The sequence below is a fragment of the Pseudomonas sp. 8 R 14 genome (assembly GCF_900005955.1).
GTDB lineage: Bacteria > Pseudomonadota > Gammaproteobacteria > Pseudomonadales > Pseudomonadaceae > Aquipseudomonas > Aquipseudomonas marginalis.
The window spans coordinates 1-21,545 of the sequence record NZ_CVTH01000063.1 but is presented as its reverse complement, the minus strand read 5'-3'; the positions used below and the strand labels follow the sequence as shown (position 1 = coordinate 21,545).

The 21,545-nt window shown below is 54.0% G+C and carries 22 protein-coding genes and 2 pseudogenes; 8 read left to right on the top strand and 16 right to left on the bottom strand.

The window, feature by feature from the left end:
* Positions 1–83: 83 nt before the first annotated feature.
* From BFQ01_RS16205 to thrC, 12 genes are all read right to left on the bottom strand, one after another.
* Positions 84–587 carry an Lrp/AsnC family transcriptional regulator gene (locus BFQ01_RS16205; RefSeq protein ID WP_065926041.1) on the bottom strand — a complete coding sequence of 168 codons (504 nt, stop codon included), beginning with the start codon at positions 585–587 and terminating at the stop codon, positions 84–86.
* A 12-nt stretch (positions 588–599) separates the two neighbouring features.
* Entirely contained in the window at positions 600–1,361 is a 762-nt protein-coding gene (locus BFQ01_RS16200) for an ABC transporter ATP-binding protein (RefSeq protein WP_065926040.1), read from the bottom strand.
* 52 nt (positions 1,362–1,413) lie between these two features.
* Positions 1,414–2,124, bottom strand: a complete 711-nt coding sequence (locus BFQ01_RS16195) for an ABC transporter permease (RefSeq protein WP_065926039.1) — start codon at positions 2,122–2,124, stop codon at positions 1,414–1,416.
* Positions 2,121–2,849: an ABC transporter permease gene (locus BFQ01_RS16190; RefSeq protein ID WP_065926136.1), complete on the bottom strand. Its 729-nt coding sequence runs from the start codon at positions 2,847–2,849 to the stop codon at positions 2,121–2,123. The genes BFQ01_RS16195 and BFQ01_RS16190 overlap by 4 nt, the downstream gene beginning before the upstream one ends.
* Before the next feature lie 52 nt (positions 2,850–2,901).
* Entirely contained in the window at positions 2,902–3,666 is a 765-nt protein-coding gene (locus BFQ01_RS16185) for a transporter substrate-binding domain-containing protein (protein WP_256097744.1), read from the bottom strand.
* A gap of 195 nt (positions 3,667–3,861) precedes the next feature.
* On the bottom strand, positions 3,862–4,179 hold the full coding sequence (locus BFQ01_RS16180; protein ID WP_065926037.1) for a DMT family transporter: 318 nt from the start codon (positions 4,177–4,179) through the stop codon (positions 3,862–3,864).
* 182 nt (positions 4,180–4,361) lie between these two features.
* Positions 4,362–5,564, bottom strand: coding sequence for a trans-sulfuration enzyme family protein (locus tag BFQ01_RS16175; RefSeq protein ID WP_065926036.1), 1,203 nt, complete (start codon positions 5,562–5,564; stop codon positions 4,362–4,364).
* Between the two features lie 38 nt (positions 5,565–5,602).
* Positions 5,603–7,138: an amino acid permease gene (locus tag BFQ01_RS16170; RefSeq protein WP_065926035.1), complete on the bottom strand. Its 1,536-nt coding sequence runs from the start codon at positions 7,136–7,138 to the stop codon at positions 5,603–5,605.
* 101 nt (positions 7,139–7,239) lie between these two features.
* On the bottom strand, positions 7,240–8,658 hold the full coding sequence (locus BFQ01_RS16165) for an aldehyde dehydrogenase family protein (RefSeq protein WP_065926034.1): 1,419 nt from the start codon (positions 8,656–8,658) through the stop codon (positions 7,240–7,242).
* A 2-nt stretch (positions 8,659–8,660) separates the two neighbouring features.
* On the bottom strand, positions 8,661–9,710 hold the full coding sequence (locus BFQ01_RS16160; protein WP_065926033.1) for a homoserine dehydrogenase: 1,050 nt from the start codon (positions 9,708–9,710) through the stop codon (positions 8,661–8,663).
* A 128-nt stretch (positions 9,711–9,838) separates the two neighbouring features.
* Positions 9,839–10,276 carry an Lrp/AsnC family transcriptional regulator gene (locus BFQ01_RS16155; protein WP_065926032.1) on the bottom strand — a complete coding sequence of 146 codons (438 nt, stop codon included), beginning with the start codon at positions 10,274–10,276 and terminating at the stop codon, positions 9,839–9,841.
* 14 nt (positions 10,277–10,290) lie between these two features.
* Positions 10,291–11,691: a threonine synthase gene (gene thrC / locus BFQ01_RS16150; protein WP_065926031.1), complete on the bottom strand. Its 1,401-nt coding sequence runs from the start codon at positions 11,689–11,691 to the stop codon at positions 10,291–10,293.
* A 239-nt stretch (positions 11,692–11,930) separates the two neighbouring features.
* Between thrC and BFQ01_RS16145 the strand changes: the two genes are divergently transcribed.
* Entirely contained in the window at positions 11,931–12,413 is a 483-nt protein-coding gene (locus tag BFQ01_RS16145; RefSeq protein WP_065926030.1) for a DinB family protein, read from the top strand.
* A 206-nt stretch (positions 12,414–12,619) separates the two neighbouring features.
* Here BFQ01_RS16145 and BFQ01_RS16140 read toward each other — a convergent pair whose 3' ends face one another.
* On the bottom strand, positions 12,620–13,315 hold the full coding sequence (locus BFQ01_RS16140; RefSeq protein WP_065926029.1) for a B3/B4 domain-containing protein: 696 nt from the start codon (positions 13,313–13,315) through the stop codon (positions 12,620–12,622).
* Positions 13,316–13,475: 160 nt separating this feature from the next.
* On the opposite strand from BFQ01_RS16140, the gene BFQ01_RS16135 reads away from it, so the two are divergent.
* Entirely contained in the window at positions 13,476–14,078 is a 603-nt protein-coding gene (locus BFQ01_RS16135; RefSeq protein WP_065926028.1) for a helix-turn-helix domain-containing protein, read from the top strand.
* A 91-nt stretch (positions 14,079–14,169) separates the two neighbouring features.
* Here BFQ01_RS16135 and BFQ01_RS16130 read toward each other — a convergent pair.
* Positions 14,170–15,036, bottom strand: a pseudogene (locus BFQ01_RS16130) (M20 family metallo-hydrolase); the annotation flags it as partial.
* On the opposite strand from BFQ01_RS16130, the pseudogene traD reads away from it, so the two are divergent.
* Together traD and BFQ01_RS16120 are read left to right on the top strand one after the other, a co-directional pair.
* Positions 15,027–16,052: pseudogene (traD, locus tag BFQ01_RS16125) on the top strand (conjugative transfer system coupling protein TraD); the annotation flags it as partial. The pseudogenes BFQ01_RS16130 and traD sit on opposite strands and share 10 nt — an antisense overlap.
* A gap of 10 nt (positions 16,053–16,062) precedes the next feature.
* A complete protein-coding gene (locus BFQ01_RS16120) occupies positions 16,063–16,806 on the top strand; it encodes a TIGR03747 family integrating conjugative element membrane protein (protein ID WP_065926027.1) in 744 nt (247 codons plus the stop codon).
* 7 nt (positions 16,807–16,813) lie between these two features.
* On the opposite strand, the gene BFQ01_RS16115 is transcribed toward BFQ01_RS16120, so the two are convergent.
* On the bottom strand, positions 16,814–17,038 hold the full coding sequence (locus BFQ01_RS16115; RefSeq protein ID WP_065926026.1) for a hypothetical protein: 225 nt from the start codon (positions 17,036–17,038) through the stop codon (positions 16,814–16,816).
* Positions 17,039–17,433: 395 nt separating this feature from the next.
* Between BFQ01_RS16115 and BFQ01_RS16110 the strand changes: the two genes are divergently transcribed.
* The 3 genes from BFQ01_RS16110 (at position 17,434) to BFQ01_RS16100 (ending at position 19,709) form a co-directional block, all read left to right on the top strand.
* Positions 17,434–17,766 (top strand): IS66-like element accessory protein TnpA, encoded by a 333-nt coding sequence (locus tag BFQ01_RS16110; RefSeq protein WP_003173944.1) that lies wholly within the window; start codon positions 17,434–17,436, stop codon positions 17,764–17,766.
* A complete protein-coding gene (gene tnpB / locus BFQ01_RS32920) occupies positions 17,763–18,098 on the top strand; it encodes an IS66 family insertion sequence element accessory protein TnpB (RefSeq protein WP_003177794.1) in 336 nt (111 codons plus the stop codon). Before BFQ01_RS16110 ends, tnpB begins: the two co-directional genes overlap by 4 nt.
* Before the next feature lie 81 nt (positions 18,099–18,179).
* Positions 18,180–19,709 carry an IS66 family transposase gene (locus BFQ01_RS16100; protein ID WP_042944682.1) on the top strand — a complete coding sequence of 510 codons (1,530 nt, stop codon included), beginning with the start codon at positions 18,180–18,182 and terminating at the stop codon, positions 19,707–19,709.
* A gap of 17 nt (positions 19,710–19,726) precedes the next feature.
* Here the strand turns inward: BFQ01_RS16100 and BFQ01_RS16095 are convergent, their stop codons facing one another.
* The gene (locus BFQ01_RS16095; protein ID WP_003429427.1) at positions 19,727–20,185 is read right to left on the bottom strand and encodes a winged helix-turn-helix transcriptional regulator; all 459 of its coding nucleotides are present in this window, start codon (positions 20,183–20,185) and stop codon (positions 19,727–19,729) included.
* 96 nt (positions 20,186–20,281) lie between these two features.
* Here BFQ01_RS16095 and BFQ01_RS16090 point away from each other — a divergent pair, with 96 nt between their 5' ends.
* Positions 20,282–21,229: an aromatic alcohol reductase gene (locus BFQ01_RS16090; protein WP_003173940.1), complete on the top strand. Its 948-nt coding sequence runs from the start codon at positions 20,282–20,284 to the stop codon at positions 21,227–21,229.
* The last annotated feature ends 316 nt before the right edge of the window (positions 21,230–21,545 follow it).

Below are 21,545 nucleotides of genomic sequence, written 5' to 3'. Positions count from 1 at the left end.
GGAGGCAGAAAGCAGTACTTTATGACTGAACTTCTGATTGGCAATCATCATGGTTTATCCATAGGCTTGGAGTGTTGTAATTGTTATTCGATACCAAGGTGCGTCGATGAAGGCTTGATGACGGCCAACTCTGGATAGGCCGCCAGTTTCTCGATATACAGCTCAGCACTTTCCAACCAACGTTCAGTGAGCGAGCGGAAATGCCCCATATCCCGGCAACGCATGCGTAGACAGTAATCAAGCGCACCACTGATGAGCTGGCACTCAATGACTTGCGGGCAAGCAACGGCTACGGCTTCAAACGCCTTTTGCCCGCAGAGCCCCTTGCCATCAGCCAATCCAACCAGCACCAGCAGAGATAAACCAGGTGAGAGCTTGTGCTCGTCGATGAAGGCCCCATAGCCACGGATGACCCCTAGCCTTTCCAGCTTACGTACACGTTGCTGGCAAGGGCTCTCACTCAGGTTCACCAATGAGGCGAGTTTTTTATAAGTGATACGCCCGTTATGGCGCAGCACATCAACGATCGCCTCGTCGATACGCCCCAACGTTGCAACAGCCATCTGGGTTTCACTTGCAGTTTTCATACAGAAGGTTTTTCACTTCAGCCCATTAGACAAAAATTGTTGCAGACGCTCACTGCGCGGGTTATCCAGGATCTCCGGCCCGCCTTGCTCTTCGACAAGCCCCTGATGAAGAAACAGCAGTTGGTTCGAAACCTTGCGGGCAAACCCCATTTCATGGGTCACCATGATCATGGTCCGCCCTTCTTCTGCGAGCCCTTGGATGACTTTCAACACTTCGCCCACCACTTCAGGGTCCAGCGCAGACGTAGGCTCGTCGAACAGCATGACTTCAGGCTCCATCGCAAGTGCGCGAGCAATGGCCACCCGTTGCTGTTGCCCCCCGGACAGAAACGCTGGGAATTGATCGGCAACACGGGCAGGCAGTCCCACCTTTTCCAAGTATCGCCGGGCACGATCTTCCGCATCTTTTTTGCTCACACCCAGCACCCGCCGAGGAGCAATGGTGATGTTGTCCAACACGGTCAGGTGGCCCCACAGGTTGAAGTGCTGGAACACCATGGCCAGGCGGGTGCGCAATCGTTGCAATTCACGGTCATCCGCCACGCGCAGCCCCAAATGGTTTTTGACCATGCAGATCGGTTTGCCATCCAGACTCATGGCACCGTCGTTGGGTGTTTCGAGAAAATTAATGCAGCGCAGGAACGTACTCTTTCCAGAGCCACTGGCGCCGATCAGGCTGATCACGTCGCCTGTTTTGGCATGCAGGGATACGCCCTTGAGCACTTCATGGCTACCGTAACTTTTGTGTAGCCCTTCAACAGTCAATTTGTACATGTTTGCAGTCATCCTCTAACGCGGATTGGAGCAGCAGTGTCAGCTACTGGGCTCAGTGAGTCGGACCAAGAAAAGCCAACCAGTGACGCTCGGCGATTCGAAACAGGCCGACCAGGGCAAAGGTCACCGCCAGGTAAATCAATGCCGCAATCCCAAACGATTGAAAGGTCAAGAAGGTCGCGGAGTTCGCGTCGCGGGCGACTTTAAGAATGTCCGGCACCGTTGCGGTGAATGCCACCGTGGTCGAGTGCAGCATCAGGATGACTTCGTTGCTGTAATACGGCAGCGAGCGACGCAAGGCTGATGGCATGATCACAAACGCATAGAGCTTCCAACCTGAGAGGCCATAAGCTTTCGCAGCCTCAACCTCGCCATGGGCAATGTTGCGAATTGCCCCTGCAAATATCTCCGTGGTGTAGGCGCAAGTATTCAGGGCAAAAGCAAGAATGGTGCAATTCATCGCATCGCGAAAAAACGCATCAAGCACAGGTTGTGTTCGTATGGCAGCCAGGCTGTAGATCCCCGTGTAGCAGATCAACAACTGAATGTAGAGCGGCGTCCCCCGGAACAGATAGGTGTAGAACTGCACCGGCCAGCGCACATAAAACCTGGGCGACACTCGAGCGATGGACAGCGGAATCGACACAATAAAGCCGATGAACAGTGAGGCACTGAGCAGCCACAAGGTCATGGCCAGCCCGGTTATTTGCTGACCATCGCTGTAGAAGAAAGGCCTCCAGTACTCCTGTAGAAGTTCAATCATCGCACCGCCTCCCTTGAACCTGCTGCGTAGTGCCTTTCCAGGTAGCGCAGTACAACATTGGAGAGGCTGGTGATGACCAGGTACGTCAAGGCAGCGAGCACCAGGAAAAAGAACAACTGGTAGGTGCTTTTCCCCGCATCCTGGGCGGCTTTTACCAGGTCAGCCAAGCCAATGATCGAGACCAGTGCAGTGGCCTTGAGAATGACCATCCAGTTGTTGCCAAGCCCAGGCAAAGCGAACCGCATCATTTGCGGGAACATCACGAAGCGAAAACGCTGAGTACGGCTTAACCCATAAGCCGTGGCCGCTTCGACCTGGCCGCGAGGGACTGCCAGCATCGCGCCGCGGAAGGTCTCGGTGAAATAAGCACCGTAGATGAAGCCAAGGGTGATAACCCCCGCGACAAAGGGGTTGATCTCTATGTATTCCCACCCCAGAGCCACTGTAATCAGGGTCAGCCAGGTTTGCAGGCTGTAGAAAATCAATAACATCAGTACCAGATCCGGCACCCCCCGGATCAGTGTGGTGTAGAGCTGCGCTGGCAGACGTAGTAGCTTGAGGCTGGACAGTTTGGCGCTGGCCCCGATCAGCCCCAGCAGCACACTCAGCGCCAGGGAAGAAAGGGACAGCTTGACGGTCATCCAGGCGCCTTCGAGCAGTAAAGGGCCAAACCCCTTCAGGCTGAATGCAGAGAGCCCCAGCACGCCTAATAGTGTGTCGAACATGATCAGCAACCTATAGCGAAAAGCGCCCATCCAGGGGGTGAGCGCCGGGTGGTTATTTGCCGCTGTAAAGATTCAGATCGCCGAAGTGCTGCTTCTGGATCGAATCGTAGGTGCCATCTTCGTGCAGGGCCTGGATCGCTTTATCGAGCAATGCCTTGAGTTCCACGTTGCCCTTGGCAACGCCGATGGCGGTTTTGGAGGGAAGATAAGGGCTCTCGACGGACGGGCTGATTTCGTAATCGGCACCCTGCGGCGAGTTGAGAAAACCTAACTGGGCCTGTAATGCGTCCTGCAGGGATGCATCCAGCCGCCCCGCTACGAGGTCGTAATACACTTGGTCCTGGTTCTGATAGGACTGAATTTTAACGCCTGCTTTATCCAGAACAGCTTTTGCATAGGCTTCCTGGATGCTGCCCTGGAAGTAGCCGACCGTTTTACCCTTGAATGACGCTACGTCTGCGTTGAGGCCCGAACCTTTTTTGAACACGTAGGCCGTGAACCCAGAAAACAATTCATTTGAAAAGTCGATGGCTTTTGCGCGCGTTGGCGTCACTGTCATGGATGAGAGAATACCATCGAACTTACCGGCTCTGAGGCCTGGGATCAGACCGTCAAAATCGCTCTCGACCCAGATGCATTTAACTTGAAGTTTGGCGCAAATCGAATTACCCAAATCAATGTCAAAGCCCTTGAGGCTGCCATCAGCCGCTTTCGACTCGAAGGGCGCGTAGTTAGCATCCACGCCAAAGCGCAGGATTGTGTAATCTTTGGCCCACGCCACATTCAAACACAGTGGAAAGAGCGCGATAAAACACATTTTTCTTAGCGAGTTCATATGTACATCCCTAGGTATTGTAATTGGATTCAAGGGCAGTAAAAATTCTATAGCTGAACACATAGCTCCGTAAGTTATTATTATGAGGCGATCGCCTTATTACCAACACTACATTGGCAATGCCACTTCAGAGAATATGGCAAACTGATCAATTTCATGAGCAAAATGCTCGAAAATTTATGTCGAAGCCACTTTCATCATCACCAAACCGGAAACAATTAAAATCGCGGCAGCCACTCGCAGAATACTGGCTGGCTCTCCGAGAAAAGCAATGCCAACTAAAAAAGCGCCAACCGCCCCGATACCCGTCCAGATCGTATAAGCGGTGCCTAGCGGAAGACTTTTCATCGAGAAGGAGAGCAGCGCAAAGCTGGCTACCACCATAACCAAAGTCACAATGGTGGGTACTACGCGTGTAAAGCCCTCAGATTGTTTCATTGAAAACGCCCAAACCACTTCGAGCAGCCCAGCAACAATCAAGCTTATCCAAGCCACAATTAATCCCCCTAAGCCCCGTTAACTAAAAATCACCTTTCTCGTTTCAGGCAAGATTCGGCAACACATGCGAAAACTTATCTAAAATTAAAAAGACCCCCGCATGTACGGGGGTAAAGACGGGTTGACCAAACCCTGTGCGTGATACTGTAAGACAAAAACCAATAATCAAATTTGCCAGGTCATTTGAACGTTTCATCCAAGGCAAGGCAAATATCTTTAATCAGATCATCTGCGTCCTCAAGCCCCACCGATAAACGCAAGTGGCCGTACTCCTGAAATTCCTTGGGATACTTGTCAAAGCCGCCACGGCCCTCAGCGCCTACATGAACAATGAGCGTCTCATCATGGCCCAGTGAAACGGCAGACGTAATAATGCGCAAGTTAGAAACAAAGCGATTTTGGGTGTCTGGATCACCTTTCACTGCGAAGGCCATCATTGCCCCAAAACCACGACCGGCAAATTGCCGCTGAGCTAATTCATGCTGCGGATGAGAGGCAAGCCCGGGGTAATAAACATAGGCAATACGGTCATCTGACTCGAGATACACAGCCAGTTTTTCCGCATTGCTCAGGTGCTGCTTCAAACGCAAAGGCAGGGTGACTGAGCCCCGCATGATTAACCAGGCATTGAACGGCGAGATGGTTGCCCCAAGGTCAACCAGTGCATCGTGCTTGATGTGATTCATCATCTTGGTAGAACCCAAGACCACACCGCCCATCGAGTCACCATGACCGTTAATGTATTTGGTCAACGAATGAACAACCAGGTCTACACCATGCTCACTGGCACGGAAAAAAGGTGGCGGTGTAAACGTCGCATCTACAGAGATCAACGCGCCCTGAGCGTGCGCAATCTCGGCCAAGGCAGCAATGTCCGCGACCTTGGTCGTAGGATTCGCGATCGTTTCAGTGTGAAGCAGCTTTGTATTGGGCCTGAATGCCTGCCGGACAGCGTCCAGATCGCCCATATCTACAAACGTTGCTTCAATACCATAGCGCTCAGGCAGAAGCTCGGCGAACAACCGCCATACGGCTTCATAGGTGACATCACTCACAAGGACATGGTCACCACTTTTCAAAAATGTAAAAAACACTGCATGCAACGCAGCTACGCCGGTTGCAAACACAACACTAGACTCAGTCCCCTCAAGTGCTACGAGCTTTTTCTCCAGGCACACTTGGTTGTGCCCTTGGTTACGGGTATACACAAGGCCATCTGGGCTGGACCAATCCATTGTCGAAGGATCCTCCGGCAGTAGATAGGAGTTGGCCATGACTAATGGCGTACGCACCGCGCCGGTCGTCGCGTCGATTACGTTACCCCCATGAACAGCCAGTGTGGCTGCAGATAGCGTGGTCAGATTTTTCTTGTCAGGACGCATGGGTCTATTCCTCCAAAGGGCATTGTCGTTGTGCTTGTTCAATTTTGAAGTGGAGTACCTGAGTGGCGGAGAGCCTGATCAACAGGGACCAAATCCTGGTTCTCATCGAATACCAGTGCCCCTGATTCAATCCCACGCACACGGCCACGTACCATGTACCAACCGACTACAAGCACTGCGGCGTAGATGGGCAGCGAAGCAATTGAATACGTCCCTACGGGATAATCCATCGCAATCAGTACCAGCACCAAACCAAAGAAAATAAGCGTGGCGTAACCACTGTACGGAGCGAAAGGCATACGAAACTGCGGTCGTTCCAACTCCCCAAGCTGGGCATACTTGAAAAGCTTGATTTGGCACAAAATGATCGTTGACCATGAACCAATCAGCATCACAGCGGTGAGGGTCAATGCAATTTCGAATGCTTCCCCGGGAACAATTGCATTGAGAAAGACCCCGATCAGGGATGCGACGGTTGTCAGCATGATGCCGGCGAATGGAACCCCCTGACGATTCATCTTCGCCAGAAAACCAGGCGCTGAACCACTGATGGCGAGGGACCTTAGTACTCGACCGGTTGAATAGATGCCCGCATTCAAAGATGAAACAGCCGCCGTGATGAGGACCATATTCATAATGGCGTCCGCGCCCTTGATTCCCAGTGAGCCAAAAAAGGTTACAAATGGACTGACACCTGCTGAATAGGCTGTGTGGGGGAGTAGCATTGCCAACAGCAGTATGGAGCCTACATAGAAAACAATGATGCGGAACACCACTGCACGAATGGCCTTCGGCATGACTTTAGCAACATCCTGGGCTTCACCCGCGGCAGTACCGACTAACTCCACACTTCCGTAGGCGAATATCACCCCTTGGATCATGATGACTGCGGGCAAAAGCCCTGCTGGAAACCATCCGCCATTGTCGGCGATGAGTTGGAATCCAACTTCATGTCCCGGAAGTGGCGTGCCAAACAGGACCATATACACGCCTATACCTAGAAAGGTAGTCAAGGCAGCCACTTTGATCAGGGCAAACCAGAACTCGAGTTCCCCGAAAATCTTTACCGACACCAAATTAATTGCGGTGACGAGGGCTAACGCGGCAAGTGCAAGCAACCACTGCGGAATATCGCCCATAACGGGTAGATAGGCCTTGAAGAAGTTCAGATAGAGCGCGATGGCAGTAAGGTCAGCAATCGCTACCATCACCCAATCGGTCCAGTACATCCAACCCACTGTAAACGCCCATTTCTCCCCATAAAATTCTCGAGCGTAAGAAACGAAAGAACCGGATGAAGGCCTGTACATCACAAGCTCGCCCATAGCTCGAATGATGAACCAGGCAAAGAAACCACATAGTGCAAAGACAAATACTAGAGAAGGCCCCGCCTCTGCGAGACGCGCTCCGGCGCCCATAAAAAGCCCGCTGCCAATCGCACCACCAATGGCTATCATCTGGACCTGGCGCGGCTTGAGCACTTGTTGGTAACCCGATTCCTCAGCGCTGAAGTCTGTTCTTCGAGCGACACGGGATGCCTGCTCGGGCGCAGGATTAAAATCGCTGATACTCATCTCTGTTACCTTTTTATTTTTATTCTGAACGCGACTCTTCAAGGCAGAAGAGTCTCGCCAAGGATCGCACTGAAGCGTCAAGTCCTGCAGGAGCGACTTGTTTAGTTCTCACTCACGCCGTTAATGCACACCACTTTGGGTTGCGTCATATCTTCATAGGCGAAACGCACACCTTCGCGGCCCATGCTCCCGTACTTGAAACCACCGAAAGGCATTGCGTCGAATCGATAGTCCGAGGAGTCGTTGATCATGACGCCGCCCGCTTCAAGTCGCTTGGCTGCCTTCATCGCAACATTCAAATTACTGGTGAAGATCCCCGCGTGCAGGCTGTATTCAGGTTCGTTGGCAAGCGTCAGGGCCTCGTCCAGGGAACCAATGCTCTGAAGTATCACGACAGGACTGAACACTTCCTCGCACCACAGTTTGCAGTGGCGGTCGACGCTTTCCAGAACAGTGGGCGAATAAAGCGAACCGTTACGTACATTGCCGAACAGCAGCGCCGCGCCTCTGGCAATCGCGTCATTCACTACTTCTTCAGCATGCTTGGCTGACGCCTCAGTAATCATAGGACCGACATCCGTCTGATCATCTGCAGGATTACCCACGATCAACTGACTGGTTTTCTCAACGAAGCGCGCCTTGAACGCTTCGTAGAGTGGCGCCTCGATTAAAATCCGCTGAGTACCAATGCAATTCTGCCCGGCCGCCCAAAAAGCCCCCGACACACAAGCGTCGACTGTTTCATTCAGATCGCAATCAGCCATCACGATAACCGGGGCATTTCCCCCAAGGTCCATCGCCAGCTTTTTAAGCCCAGCCGTGCGCGCGATTTGCTCCCCGGTAACGAAACCACCTGTGAAAGACACCATACGCACCGCACGGTGTGCGACCAGGGCCTTGCCCAATGCAGCCCCTCCTGTGGCGACTGTTACAACAACAGGCGGCAGGCCAGCCTCGATCAGGCAATCCACCAGCTTGATCGCCGAGAGTGGTGTGAGCTCGGACGGCTTGAGAACAACCGCGTTCCCGCCCGCAATGGCAGGGCCCAACTTATGGGCGACCAGATTGAGGGGATCGTTGTAAGGAGTAATCGCGACGATTACACCCAGGGGCTCGCGAGTGAACCATCCCTGGCGAGATTCGGATCCCACATAAGCATCGAAAGGGATCACTTCGCCCGCATTGCGCTTGGCTTCTTCCGCCGACAACTTCAACGTATTGACGCAGCGCAATACCTCTTTCTTTGCCTGCTTCAGTGTTTTGCCCGACTCCGCCACAATCAGTCGGGCAAAGGCGTCCTTATCACGCTCAACCGAGAACGCCGCCTGTTCCAATATACGTGCACGTTCGTGTCGTGGCAGGTCCTTGGCAATCAACGCACCCAAAATAGCGGTGTCGACTATTGTGGTGGCGGATGAAGCAGGCATGTCGACCACCTCACCCACTTTGCTACCGTCAAACGGGCTATGTACAGTGATCGCTTTATAATCAGCAGCCAGTGAAATACTCAAGCTATTCATGATTACTTACCTGACTGGGTTTTGTGCTTGTGAATGCTCACAATATCGGCGAGTAGAGCGAAAGCCGTTTCAAAACGACCCGCACCCGCGCCCACCACAGTGACAGGGCCAAGAATGGCGGTATTGAAAGTGATGGCGTTGGTAGCCCCGCTCACACCGGCAAGTGCGTCAGTGGCGGGCAATAACTGCGGGCTCACGGAGGCATAAATGGAGCCATCACTCAGCTTTTCTGCGCTGCCGATAAGCTTCCATCGAGCATTGGCTTTTGTCGCTTCGGTAATGTCCTGGGCGGTAATCTCGGAAATACCCTTGCACAGGACATCGCTAGGCTTGAGCTTTGCGCCGAGTAACTCATTCGCCAAAATGACGACCTTTAGACGAACATCATGCCCTTCCACATCGGCTGTTGGATCTGCTTCGGCATAACCTAGCGCCTGGGCCTTCGCAACAGCACTGGAGAAGTCCAGCCCCGTCTCCATACTGGAGAGGACAAAGTTCGACGTGCCGTTGAGAATTCCTTTGAAACCGCTGATTTCCGAGCCTGCGAGAGATTCCTTAGCCAACCGGATAACTGGCGTTCCGCTCATGACAGAACCTTCGAACTCAAACTGAGCACCGGTGCTTTGGGCAAGCGCCTTCAAACTTTGCGCATGCAGCGCCACTGGACCTTTGTTGGTAGTCACGACGCTGATGCCCTTCTCCAGGGCCCAACGGCAGAATGTAGTGGCTGGCTCGCCGTCCACGGGATTGGTAAATGTAGCTTCAGCAACGATATCGGCACCCGCAAACCGAATGACGGACTCATTGGCAGGTTCATCACTGCCGCCTCGCAGGGCTTTGAGACTGCCTTTGGCTGCAGGCACCGCGGCCAGCTCATGAGCATCCAGACCGTCTTTGTTGATAACCGAGCCAAGAAAGAGATCACTGACGCCTATAATCTTCAGAGTAAACCCCAGCTCATCTGCCCAGCGCGAATTCTTATCAGCGATAAGCTGAGTCAGCGCGCGGTTGACGCCACCGAAGCCAAGCAAAGCAATTTTATATTCAGTCACGACAAAGATCTCATTGTTATGTTTGGGTGCTGAAATAGTAAGTCGCCAACGCATTTTCACGAATATGGCAAACAGAACGTAATTGCGAGCAAAATGCTCGTTCGGCAGCGCACTTTGCTTTATCCATACTACTTGGTGCAGGATAAAACGAAGGACGTCACAGTATTTAGGACGCCTGGCAGCGCTGAGATTTCACTCCAAACTCTATGGATACGGTCTGAACTCATCGCCTCGACCGTCAATACAATATCAAGGTCGCCGCTCATCACATTGCATGAAATAACCTCAGGCATCGCTATGACAGAACGAACAACGTCAGCATCACGCATTCTATCTTTACGATAAACGAAGATTAAAGCGTTGATCGGCCCAGCATCCGCCGAGGGCATTCCTTTAATAATCGTATACCCTCTGACGTACCCATCACGCTCCAATCTTTCGATTCGCAGCCTGACCGCATTCCTCGACAAGTTAACTTTCATCGCAATATCATTGTGAGCAAGCCGCGCGTTACGCGTCAGCTCTTCCAATATTTTCTCGTCAACCTTATCTAACACACGTTTCATCTCTAACTCCAAACTTATAACGAGCGAGACTCCGTGTCTGTGGACAACGTCCCGATGAGCTGCTTAAGAGCGCCAACATCGTTAGGGATTGAAACACATCGATAATCAGGCCCAGGAAGAGCGCCGATCCCTTTGATGACCCCCAGCGCATCTGTTTCATCAGCCGCTGCGGCACTCTTGGAGGGATGTGTCGTCGCCAGACAGATCATCGGGATAAGCAAGCTACGCCTACTGGCACGCGCCGCTCGCAAACCAATTGCAGTATTGGGGCTGATCAGATAACCACTTTGCGCAAACACCTCATGAATGGTCCGGAAAGCATCTGCGTCCTCCACGGCCAGCGAGTCGAAAAGCTTACGTGCCTCCAACCATTCATCTTGCTCTAACTGAATCGAACCCTCCCCCTCTAACAACTCCATATTCCTGGCTACTTTTTCTCCGCGGCGGTTAAGAATACTCCACTGCATGCGTTCAAAATTCGAGGCCAATGAGACGTTCATACTAGGCGTATTAGTAATACGAATCTCACTTCGGCTATAGAGATTAGTTTGCAGAAAATTATGCAATCCCGCATTGACATTGGTGGCAACGATCAATTGCCGAATCGGCAATCCCATTTCCCTGGCAATATAACCCGCGTATAACGCTCCGAAATTGCCGGTGGGCACACTGAAGGCTACTGCCCTGTCAGGCGCGCCTAATTGAAGTGCTGAGTAAAAATAGAAGGGAAGATGTGCAAGCACTCGCACCCAATTCACGGAATTGAAGGATATCAGTTGCTGCGTTTCGGTATTGTGTTTGAAGAACTGTTCGCAGAGGCGATGACAATCGGAATAATCCCCTTCGACAGCAACATTAACTATGTTTTCTTCACCCGCGCTCAATAAGCGGCGTCTATGCTCTTCCGTTATTCCTCTCGAGGGATGCAGCACAATAACGGTCACACCTTGCATACCGGAGAAGGCTTTTATAGCCGCAGCGCCTGTGTCTCCACCGGTGCAACCTACAACAAGCGCTTTCTTGCCAGATCTCAACAAGTCGTGCCCAACCAGGCGAGCCATCAATTGGAGACCAAAGTCCTGATAGACGCCAGCTGGCCCATGAAACAATTCCAATATCCACTCGTTGCTCGCCGTTTGGTAAAGCGGTGCAACCGCTCTGCTTTTGAAGCAGTCGAACGTTTCCTCGAGAATCTGAGGCAGCTGATCTTGAGGTATCCAACGGCCTACAAACGGCTCAATCACGTGACGTGCCAGTTCATGGAAAGGCAGCCATTCCAGCTTGGAGAGATCTTCCCTTTTGAAGTGAGGAACCTTGAGAGGAACGAATAACCCTCCATCCGGGGCATACGCCCCCATGAGCACATCACCAAAGTCGAATGTTTTGCCGGGTGTCCGCGTACTGACGTATTTCATAACTTGAGACACCCTCTCGCAATCTCTGAGCTAGCCGCCTCTCTGGCGGTGCCCTGCTGAAATCCAACACCACGATTTAAATCGCTTGTCATCCAGCTTCCATCTATTGACTATAAAAGTCAATATAGTGACCATTGCATTTATCCACCAGCTTTTTTCAGCCAACCGCAACGAAGTCTCTGGCGCTACCTCGCCAGGTAGCGCGGGACACCTGTCAGCTAGAAATCAGGGAGAACACCATGAGCGCCAAAAACCTTCTGCATTCGCTTTACCAGTACAAGGCATGGTCTGAGGAGGAACTATTCAAATACTTGAAAGCCTCAGCGGCAAAATCCTATCCAGACGAAATGGCGAAAGCGATGTATTGGCTCAACCACATCAACATTGTTGATCAGTTGTTCATCGCCAGACTGAAAGGAAAGCCGGACGAATTTGACTCCGTCGTGACCGACCAACCGCAGGACTTGAGTCAGCTTGAAGAGCAATTCTCCAAGGCGAATCAATGGTTTGTCGAATACACCAAAGCCGTCACGCCAGCGGAACTGGCTGATCACGTGACGTTTACTTTCAAGGACGGAAAGCCTGGCAACATGACTAAGGAGCAAATACTGGCGCATGTGCTATCCCATGGCCTGCAACATCGGGGGAGTGTCGCAACGATCTTGCCAGGCGAGATCCTGCAGGATCACAAGGACCACTTCACAACGTTTTTGAAACGCTAGAAACCTGCGCGCTTGCCTCATGGAGCATGATTGGCAAGCGCCCTCTTTCTAAGTAAGAAGCCAGGTTCAGCTCAGCTCCAGCTCGTCGATCACAGCGGCAATTTGCTTACGCCCTTCTCATCCACGCCCTGTTCATTCATAGGCGTCAAGGGAAATGCGCTAAGGCCGGTAAATATCATTCATGACTCCAGGGTTTCGTCTTTTGACTAATTAGATCCAGGACCAATCAGTGAGCTTTCAATTTGAACGCCTGGCATCATCAGTTGCAGGCCTTCGATAAGCTTGTCGCCTGCCTCTGTCAGCGCTTCAAGAGGCATCGCCGGCAAACTTTCCAGAATGAACCACATCTGTTTTGCACCAGAACCCAGGCGTGTTCTGACACCTTGCCGCCAATTCCAACGACGGCATGTCACGCCTTTATCATCCCGCCATACCACTTCGCCGGCGTCTGGATACTCGTGAGCGGGAGCGCCTTCTTTCACGGTGTCAAAAGGCTCGGTACCGTCTGCGACGACGAGCCGCGGAGTGCCCACATAGGCGTCTATATTTTCCCCGCCTACAGGGATCGCGTACTCGATACTGATGGCATTGTAGAGGTCAACGATGGGGTCCAGGCTCGGTAAGCTGCCGTCTCGTAGAACACGCTTGCGCAATGCTTCAGCCGAGCAAGGCGTGCGTTGTGGCTTGGCCCCAAACTTTCGGAAGGTCTCAGCCCAGGCTGCCAGATGCGCCTCTCCCCAAGCGGGCCCGCTTGCCAACACTGCCTGGCAAGCGCGGTCCAAGGCCTCTTGAGCGACACCAGGGTTGGTCAGGGGCGCAGCCTTCACAACGATACTCAGCGCCCGGAAGCCCGGTGCCAAATCTGCAACAGATTGGTCAATTAACGGCAGTACGGACAGCATCAAAAACCTCCAATGATCTACATGTGGTTTCATGCTATCCATTAGCGACCAAATAAGTCAATATATCGACTATACCAATAAGATCCCGCCACTGAGCAGATTGACGACACCAGCAGCAAGCGTCGAGAATCCCTCCAACTCTCTCTCATGACCCTGAACAATGACCCTAAACAACGTTATATCGACCACGCCCGGCGCCGATGCTCAGACTGTGGGCCTGGCAGTTGCGCGCACGCTCAAACAGGCACGAAAGAATCAGAAAATCACCTTGGATGAGCTATCTCGCCGCTCAGGCGTAAGTAAAGGAATGGTCGTCGAAATTGAGAAATGCACGGCTAACCCGAGCATAGGCATCCTGTGCAAAATCGCCGCCGCGTTGGGGCTTTCTGTTGCAGACATCGTCAATGTGACAGACGCCCCTGCTGCCCATATGATCGACAGCCAGGAGATCCCCACTCTCTGGACTGGTGATCTGGGCGGGACAGCCCGTCTTCTTGCAGGGACCACAGGGCCTAACATGATTGAGCTGTGGCGCTGGGAAATGTTTCCAGGGGAGTCCTTTTCGTCACAAGGGCATCCTCAGGGCACAATTGAATTATTTCATGTCGAGAAAGGGACGCTTAAATGTGTTGTCGGGGACACTGAATTAGTCATCCACGCAGGTTGCTCAGCGGTCGCAAAAACAGATGTTCCACACTCCTACGCCAATGCGGGTAGATCCAAGCTGGTTTTCACCATGTCAGTTACAGAAATTCACCAGTGAGCAAACCTCCAGCTTATGAGAGCTGGCAATCCCGATCGGACAGCGCTAATTGTCACCCTACCGAATCGCTTCAATGTTTCCCAAGACTCATTCAGATCATTGGCTCAGCATTGCTCTTGGCCAATAGTGCCTGGAGCAACACATCTGCGCCCGCCGTCGACCACTCCGGCGAAATCTCCTCTGCCTCGTTGTGGCTCAGCCCGTCCACGCACGGCACGAAAATCATCGCCGTCGGCGCCACCTGGTTCAGGTAGCAGGCGTCATGCCCGGCACCGGAAATCATCGGGCGATGGCTGTATCCCAGTGCCTCCGCAGACGCCTGCACCACGGCCACGCAATCACTGTCGAAGGCAATCGGCGCGTACAGGAAGATCTGCTTCACGTTGTGCTGCAAACCGATGCCCGCAGCAATACGCGCCACAGCGTCGCGCAATTGCTGGTCTTGACGCGCCAGCACTGCTTCGTCCGGGTGACGGAATTCCACGCTGAAAAACACCCGCCCCGGCACCACGTTGCGCGAGTTGGGAAAGATATTCGTCATACCCACCGTGGCCCGCCCTTCGGCGCCCTGCTCCAGACCCAAGCCATTCACCGCCTCGGCCACGCGGGCAAAACCGAGCAACGCATCCAGGCGGTGGTCCATCGGTGTGGTACCGGCGTGGGCGCTGCGCCCGCTCAACTCCACCTCATACCAGCGCTGGCCCTGGGCGCCGGTGACCACGCCGATGGTAATGCCCTGCGCTTCGAGGATCGGGCCCTGCTCGATATGCAGCTCAAACGCGGCATGCACGGCCTGGCCGCCCACCGCATGCGGGCCGGCATAGCCAATGTGCTGCAACGCCTGGCCGATGCTGCCCCCGGCCTTGTCCTTGCGGGACAGCCCATATTCCAGGTCAAACACCCCGGCATACACGCCCGACGAAATCATCGCCGGGGCAAAGCGCGAGCCCTCTTCGTTGGGAAGCAATCGTACAGATCGAAGAAGGCATCAACGAACGCAACACGCCCCGCCATATGCTCGGCCGCGACCGTCGGGTGGTGGTAATCGAGCAATACCTAAGCCTGGTACCGCTGTTTGATCCAGTACTCGAAGGCCTGCGTAGTGCCGTGCGTTACGAGCGCACGTTCTTCGATAAGATCGTCGCCTCCCTGCTGCCGCTGTTGGAAAAATTGACCAGCGGCAGCATTGCCCAATTACTGGCCCCTGACTACACCGACCTCAACGACGCACGGCCAGTCTTCGATTGGATGCAGGTGGTACGCCAACGAGCAGTGGTCTACGTCGGCCTGGACGCGTTGTCGGATGCGGAGGTTGCTGCTGCCGTGGGCAACTCGATGTTTGCCGACCTGGTCTCGGTCGCCGGCCACCTTTATAAATTCGGCCTGGATGATGGCCTGCCTGGCGCGACAACCAACGCCACGGCCGCAATCAATGTCCATGCTGACGAATTCAGCGAACTGATGGGCGACGAGTTCATTCCCATGGTCAACAAGGGAGGCGGCGCCGGTATGCAGGTCACCGCCTACACCCAGACCCTCAGCGATATCGAAGCACGTCTCGGCAACCGCGCCAAGGCAGGCCAAGTGGTGGGCAACTTCAACAACCTGATCATGTTGCGCGTACGTGAAACGGCCACCGCAGAGCTGCTGACCAAACAACTGCCAAAGGTCGAAATCGCCGGCATCTCCCCCATGAGCAGCGCCACTGACAGCTCCGATCCACACGGACGAACAGCATTTACCTCCAGCAGCATGGATCGCATCACCACCAGCGTACCGCTGCTGGAACCCGCGCATATCGTCGCATTGCCCAAAGGCCAGGCCTTTGCCCTGCTCGAAGGCGGCATCCTGTGGAAACTGCGGATGCCGTTGCCTGTACATGAGCCAGATGCCGATATGCCCAACAATCTGCTCGACCTGGCTGAACACATGCGCCGCCAATATGGTGAGAATCAAACAATCTGGCACAACGAAAGCCGCCGTCATGCGTGATCCGGCCAGCGTTGCCCAGCAACAGCAGGCTCGGCAGCAAGGATTGCTGCTCTCCCTGGTCTCCCTACCATTGCGGTTTATTGGAGTGTTGTTGGGGTCTCTGCTGCTGTGTCTGGCGATCGAACTGATCGGAATGCATCTGTTCTGGACGGAGCAAGGCTGGCGGCATGCACAAGGGATGATGAATTTCGAACTGCAACAGCTTTCATCCTACTTCACCCGTAGCGTGGTGGTGCAGGAGCCGGGGCGCAGCGCGTACAGGATGGTGGACTTGCTACACCAGAACCTGTTGCTGGAAAGTGGGCTGCCTGACTGGTTGAAGCAGGTGAACGATCAGGCCAAAGAGGCCAACACAGCAACGGGGTTCAATGCCACTTTGGCTCAAGCCGTGGTGTACATGGAGGGGTATGTGCTGGCGACGTTCTACACCTTAGCGACGTTTCTATTGCGATTGCTGGTGTTGATATTGACCTTGCCGTTGTTCGTACTGGCGGCGTTAAGCGGACTGGTGGATGGGCTGGTGCGGCGGGATTTGCGCCGCTTCACTGCGGCGCGGGAGTCGGGGTTTCTGTACCACCGGGCACGGGCGATGATTCTGCCGTTGGCAGTGTTGCCGTGGGTGGTGTATTTGTCGCTGCCCATCAGTGTCAATCCGATATTGATGGTAATACCAGCGGCGACAATTCTTGGAGCTACCATCAGCGTAACCGCGAGTAGCTTCAAAAAATATCTGTAAAGGTCTATCAAAGACACTCAAGTTGAATCGCGCCTGTTTTTATTACCCAATCATTGCCAAGCTTTACTGGCTTGAATCGAGGGACACCAGGCATGTCTTGGTGCGGCAGCAAAAAGTAGCCAGATCCATCGGCCATTGGCTCAATGTGAACGATATACCTTCCAACATCCTCTGCGGTCCAACCAATATCCGCAGCGATTATCGCGTGATTCGAAGCGTTACGAATGACCATCACGACATCCTTGACTCGTGAGATTGAGTTCAAAGCATAGCTCAAGCCCGCCTGTGCTCAATGCCCAGTCAGTAAGAACGCTATTCGATGCTGATTTTCACATCTGGCTCTGATTTCAGAGTTGGGCGACGTAGTTCAGGATCGCCTGCATCAAGACAACGAAATTGCAGCTCCGCATTAGCATTTAGGCACTCTGCCACAGCAATGTACTTTGCAGCCATAGAACACTTCGGTACACCGATAAGGGACAGACGCCATTTCCCATTCAAAGGAACATCGCGCCCAGCCAAAGGTAACCGTCCGAGCAACACATCTTCCTGATGCCATCGGTTAAGGCGATGGTGTCCACCTAAATTTAAGTGGACACCATTTTTAGCCTTTTTAAGCGGACGCCCATGCCACAAGAACGCCGTTCCTATTCCAAGTCCTTCAAGGCCCAGGTCATTACTGAGTGCGCCCATCCTGACACTTCAATTGCCAATGTCGCCTTGACCCACAACCTCAATGCAAACCTCGTCCATAAATGGATTCGGGTGCATGCGCAGAAAAACCTGGCACTGCAAACTGCCTTCATCCCGGTCAAGACTTCGCCGCCGGTGCCGATGCATCAGGCCCTTCCTGCCACGATCCGAATCGAAGTGCCGCATCCAAAAGGTGTAGTCGTGGTGAGTTGGCCAGCAGAAAATGCAGCGGCGTGTTCTGCTTTCCTACGAGACCTGCTGCGATGATCCGCGTCGATTCCATCTGGCTCGCCACCGAGCCCATGGACATGCGCGCCGGCACTGAAACCGCGCTCGCACGAGTCGTGGCGGTGTTCGGTGCGGCGAAGCCGCACTGTGCCTATCTGTTCGCCAACCGCCGCGCCAATCGAATGAAAGTGCTGGTGCATGACGGCGTGGGGATTTGGCTTGCCGCCCGGCGTTTGAATCAAGGACGCTTCTTCTGGCCGGGTGTGCGACACGGCTCCGAAGTTGAGTTGGATGCCGAGCAACTTCAGGCCCTGGTGCTCGGTTTACCTTGGCAGCGCGTCGGTGCAGGCGGAATCATCTCGATGCTTTAACATCTGCCATGGCGTGCTTGCCAGCGCAATTGGCCCATCAGTCTATCGTCGCCATCAGCCCTCTCTGGCAAAATCGGCGGCATGACTTTGCATCCAAATCTCGATCAATTAAACCCTGAACAACTGCGTGCCCTGGCGGCGCAGTTGATCCAGCGCGTCGAGACAATGGACAAGCAAATCACTCATCACAAGTCGGTCAACGAGAAACTGGCCCACGAGATCGCGCTGCTCAAACGCTTCAAGTTTGCCAAGCGCAGCGAGCAGTTGAGCCCGGATCAAGCCAGCCTGCTCGACGACTTGATCGATACGGATATCGCCGCTATCGAAGCCGAACTTGAGGCGCTGCAACCGGCACCTGTCGAAGCCAAAGTGCGCCAGCAACCCAAGCGCGCACCGCTGCCACCGCAGTTTCCTCGCACACTGATCCATCACGAACCGGACAACAGCCACTGCCAGTGCGGCTGCGCCCTCAAGCGCATCGGCGAAGACGCCAGCGAAAAGCTCGACTACACGCCCGGCGTATTCACCGTCGAGCGTCACATCCGTGGAAAGTGGGCCTGCGAGCAGTGTGAAACGCTAATCCAGGCGCCGGTACCGGCGCACGTCATCGACAAAGGCGTCCCGACCGCAGGCCTGCTGGCCCACATCATGGTGGCCAAGTTCGCCGACCATCTGCCGCTGTATCGCCAAGAGAAAATCTTCGGCCGCGCCGGGCTGCCCATCGCCCGTTCGACACTGGCGCAGTGGGTGGGTCAAACCGGCGTACAACTGCAACCGCTCGTGGAAGCACTGCGCGAGGCAGTGCTGGCCCAGCGAGTCGTCCATGCCGATGAAACACCCGTGCAGATGCTGGCACCGGGTGAAAAGAAAACGCACCGAGCGTATGTCTGGGCCTACTGCACGACACCATTCTCGGCACTGAAGGCGGTAGTCTACGACTTCAGCCCGAGCCGTGCTGGCGAACATGCGCGCAACTTCCTGGGCACTTGGAACGGCAAGCTGGTCTGCGATGGCTTCGCAGGCTACAAGGCCGGCTTCGAAGGGGGCATCACCGAAATCGGCTGCATGGCCCATGCTCGCCGCAAGTTCTTCGACCTGCATGTGGCGAACAAAAGCCAACTGGCCGAACAGGCGCTGCACTCAATCGGCGGCCTATACGAGGTTGAACGAAAGGCCAAAGAGATGAGCGATGAAGATCGCTGGCGATTACGTCAAGAAATGGCGATTCCTATCGCGGAGAAGTTGCATGAGTGGATGCTGGCTCAGCGCGAACTTGTGCCCGAGGGCTCGGCCACAGCCAAGGCTCTGGATTACAGCCTGAAACGCTGGGTAGCGCTGACGCGCTACCTCAATGATGGTGCTGTGCCCATCGACAACAATCGGGTCGAAAATACGATCCGGCCTTGGGCCCTTGGCCGTTCGAATTGGCTCTTCGCCGGATCACTGCGCAGCGGTAAACGAGCGGCGGCAATTATGAGCTTGATTCAATCGGCACGCATGAATGGGCATGATCCGTTCGCGTATCTCAAGGATGTACTGACGCGGTTGCCGACACAGAGGGCCAGTGCAATTGACCAATTACTACCGCATCAATGGGCACAGGGCTCCTAACACGCTATGAGCTACATTCAGTCCGACGCGTCTGAATCTAATGGTGTCGATGGAGGTATTTGCCATGCGGGTTTTTTGTCATCCTGACTGTCGAAAATACGCCGCGCCTTGCGGAAATCCTCAACGTTCTCGACAACCCAAGTCCAGATAGGTGACATGCGGATCAACAGTCCCATACCCAGCGGCGTCAGCTCATACTCGACACGTGGCGGAATCTCACCGAACTCCCGCCGAACCACTAGCCCATCCCGCTCCATGGAGCGTAGCGTCTTGGTTAACATCCGCTGAGTCACCCCAGTCATCTGCCTTTTTATTTCGGCATGGCGCATCGTGCCGTAAACCCCCAGGGCATGCAGAATACCTAACGACCAGCGGCTACCTGCGTGAGCAAGCACTTCTCGTCTGACGCCATCATCGTCTTCTCTAAGCGTTCGGCAAATTGTTTCTGCCTGGCTGAGAGCCTCCTGATCGGTCATTTCATTCTCTGGTATCACAGGTGTGCCTTCTTACGAACGTTGCCTAATCGTGCAAGCATTTGTTCATCTTACAGGCAACAGGTCTCAGGAGAAATCATGACCGAAGTGACCCAGCTTTCCCCCCAATCCATTCTCGTTCTAGGCGCCGGTGAGCTTGGGCTGCCGGTTCTGCGCAATCTTGCGCGAGTAGCAAAGCGCGCGCCCGGCTCCACAATCAGCGTCCTGCTCAGGGATTCGACCATCAACACTCAGGTGCCCGAGAAAAAGGTCGAAATCGATGAGCTTCGAGATCTTGGCATCCAGATGGTGGCCGCAGATCTCGTGAATAATTCAATCGATCAGTTGGCTGAAGTGTTCGCACGGTTCGATACCGTAATAGGCTGCGCAGGCATGGTTGCAGGCCGGGAAACCCCGATGAAGCTGGCTACAGCAGCTCTCAAGTCCGGTGTGAAGCGCTACTTTCCTTGGCAGTTTGGTGTCGACTTCGAGGTAATCGGTCGGGGCAGTCCTCAAGATCTGTTCGATGCTCAGCTTGATGTACGCGAATTGCTTCGCGCCCAGGATAAAACTGAATGGGTAATCATCTCGACGGGTATGTTCACCAGCTTTCTATTCGAGCCAGTATTCGAGGTGGTTGACTTCGAAAACGATACCGTGAACGCGCTAGGCAGTCTTGAGACCAGCGTGACGCTCACGACTCCAGAAGACATTGGTGCGTTGACAGCGGAAATTGTTTTCTTCGAACCTCGCTTCCGCGATCAGATTGTGTACCTCTCGGGAGATACAGTGACGTACGGAGAGGTTGCGAGCCTCCTCGAACGTGTACTGGGTCGCCCGTTCAAACGTAACGTGTGGACTGTTCCGTACTTGCTCCAAGAATTGGAGAGAGACCCAACGCATCACATCAAGAAGTACCGCGCTGTGTTCGCCCAGGGCAGAGGCGTGGCCTGGCCTAAAGCAGGCACTTTCAACGCGCAGCAGTCGACTCAAGTCACGACCGCTGAGGAGTGGGCCCGTGCAAATCTGGCAACCTCATCAGCATAAGGGCAGTAGCTGAACGAACGTTCTCGCGCTCGGAGTTGACCTGCTAAAAAGCTCCTCAGTCTGATAATGGGCGCTGATAACCGAAGCTAAGGCGCGGAGAATGGGTCTGGTAATCCAAGACGACCGAATCTTTATCTTATCCGCACCATCTGCCGAGGTCTGAGGCGTCCCACTTCACTATCTATTGAGTTTTCTAAGCGCGAATTCCGAACCACGGTGACTTAACCAAGCGCTTACTAAAGCCTTGCAAATGAGCGTGGTTTTGAGGAGCACGGGGGAGAATGGTGTGGTCAAGGTGTGTCTGCCGGACGCTTAC

What these genes read in the sequence shown, in the direction of transcription:
- BFQ01_RS16135 (WP_065926028.1), top strand. Translation starts at nt 13,476, where the DNA reads ATGACCCTAAACAACGTTATATCGACCACGCCCGGCGCCGATGCTCAG.
- BFQ01_RS16140 (WP_065926029.1), bottom strand. Translation starts at nt 13,315, where the DNA reads ATGCTGTCCGTACTGCCGTTAATTGACCAATCTGTTGCAGATTTGGCA.
- BFQ01_RS16200 (WP_065926040.1), bottom strand. Translation starts at nt 1,361, where the DNA reads ATGTACAAATTGACTGTTGAAGGGCTACACAAAAGTTACGGTAGCCAT.
- BFQ01_RS16110 (WP_003173944.1), top strand. Translation starts at nt 17,434, where the DNA reads ATGCCACAAGAACGCCGTTCCTATTCCAAGTCCTTCAAGGCCCAGGTC.
- BFQ01_RS16165 (WP_065926034.1), bottom strand. Translation starts at nt 8,658, where the DNA reads ATGAATAGCTTGAGTATTTCACTGGCTGCTGATTATAAAGCGATCACT.
- BFQ01_RS16100 (WP_042944682.1), top strand. Translation starts at nt 18,180, where the DNA reads ATGACTTTGCATCCAAATCTCGATCAATTAAACCCTGAACAACTGCGT.
- tnpB (WP_003177794.1), top strand. Translation starts at nt 17,763, where the DNA reads ATGATCCGCGTCGATTCCATCTGGCTCGCCACCGAGCCCATGGACATG.
- BFQ01_RS16170 (WP_065926035.1), bottom strand. Translation starts at nt 7,138, where the DNA reads ATGAGTATCAGCGATTTTAATCCTGCGCCCGAGCAGGCATCCCGTGTC.
- BFQ01_RS16185 (WP_256097744.1), bottom strand. Translation starts at nt 3,666, where the DNA reads ATGTGTTTTATCGCGCTCTTTCCACTGTGTTTGAATGTGGCGTGGGCC.
- BFQ01_RS16090 (WP_003173940.1), top strand. Translation starts at nt 20,282, where the DNA reads ATGACCGAAGTGACCCAGCTTTCCCCCCAATCCATTCTCGTTCTAGGC.
- BFQ01_RS16155 (WP_065926032.1), bottom strand. Translation starts at nt 10,276, where the DNA reads ATGAAACGTGTGTTAGATAAGGTTGACGAGAAAATATTGGAAGAGCTG.
- BFQ01_RS16190 (WP_065926136.1), bottom strand. Translation starts at nt 2,849, where the DNA reads ATGTTCGACACACTATTAGGCGTGCTGGGGCTCTCTGCATTCAGCCTG.
- BFQ01_RS16175 (WP_065926036.1), bottom strand. Translation starts at nt 5,564, where the DNA reads ATGCGTCCTGACAAGAAAAATCTGACCACGCTATCTGCAGCCACACTG.
- BFQ01_RS16145 (WP_065926030.1), top strand. Translation starts at nt 11,931, where the DNA reads ATGAGCGCCAAAAACCTTCTGCATTCGCTTTACCAGTACAAGGCATGG.
- BFQ01_RS16120 (WP_065926027.1), top strand. Translation starts at nt 16,063, where the DNA reads ATGCGTGATCCGGCCAGCGTTGCCCAGCAACAGCAGGCTCGGCAGCAA.
- BFQ01_RS16115 (WP_065926026.1), bottom strand. Translation starts at nt 17,038, where the DNA reads ATGGTCATTCGTAACGCTTCGAATCACGCGATAATCGCTGCGGATATT.
- thrC (WP_065926031.1), bottom strand. Translation starts at nt 11,691, where the DNA reads ATGAAATACGTCAGTACGCGGACACCCGGCAAAACATTCGACTTTGGT.
- BFQ01_RS16095 (WP_003429427.1), bottom strand. Translation starts at nt 20,185, where the DNA reads ATGACCGATCAGGAGGCTCTCAGCCAGGCAGAAACAATTTGCCGAACG.
- BFQ01_RS16195 (WP_065926039.1), bottom strand. Translation starts at nt 2,124, where the DNA reads ATGATTGAACTTCTACAGGAGTACTGGAGGCCTTTCTTCTACAGCGAT.
- BFQ01_RS16205 (WP_065926041.1), bottom strand. Translation starts at nt 587, where the DNA reads ATGAAAACTGCAAGTGAAACCCAGATGGCTGTTGCAACGTTGGGGCGT.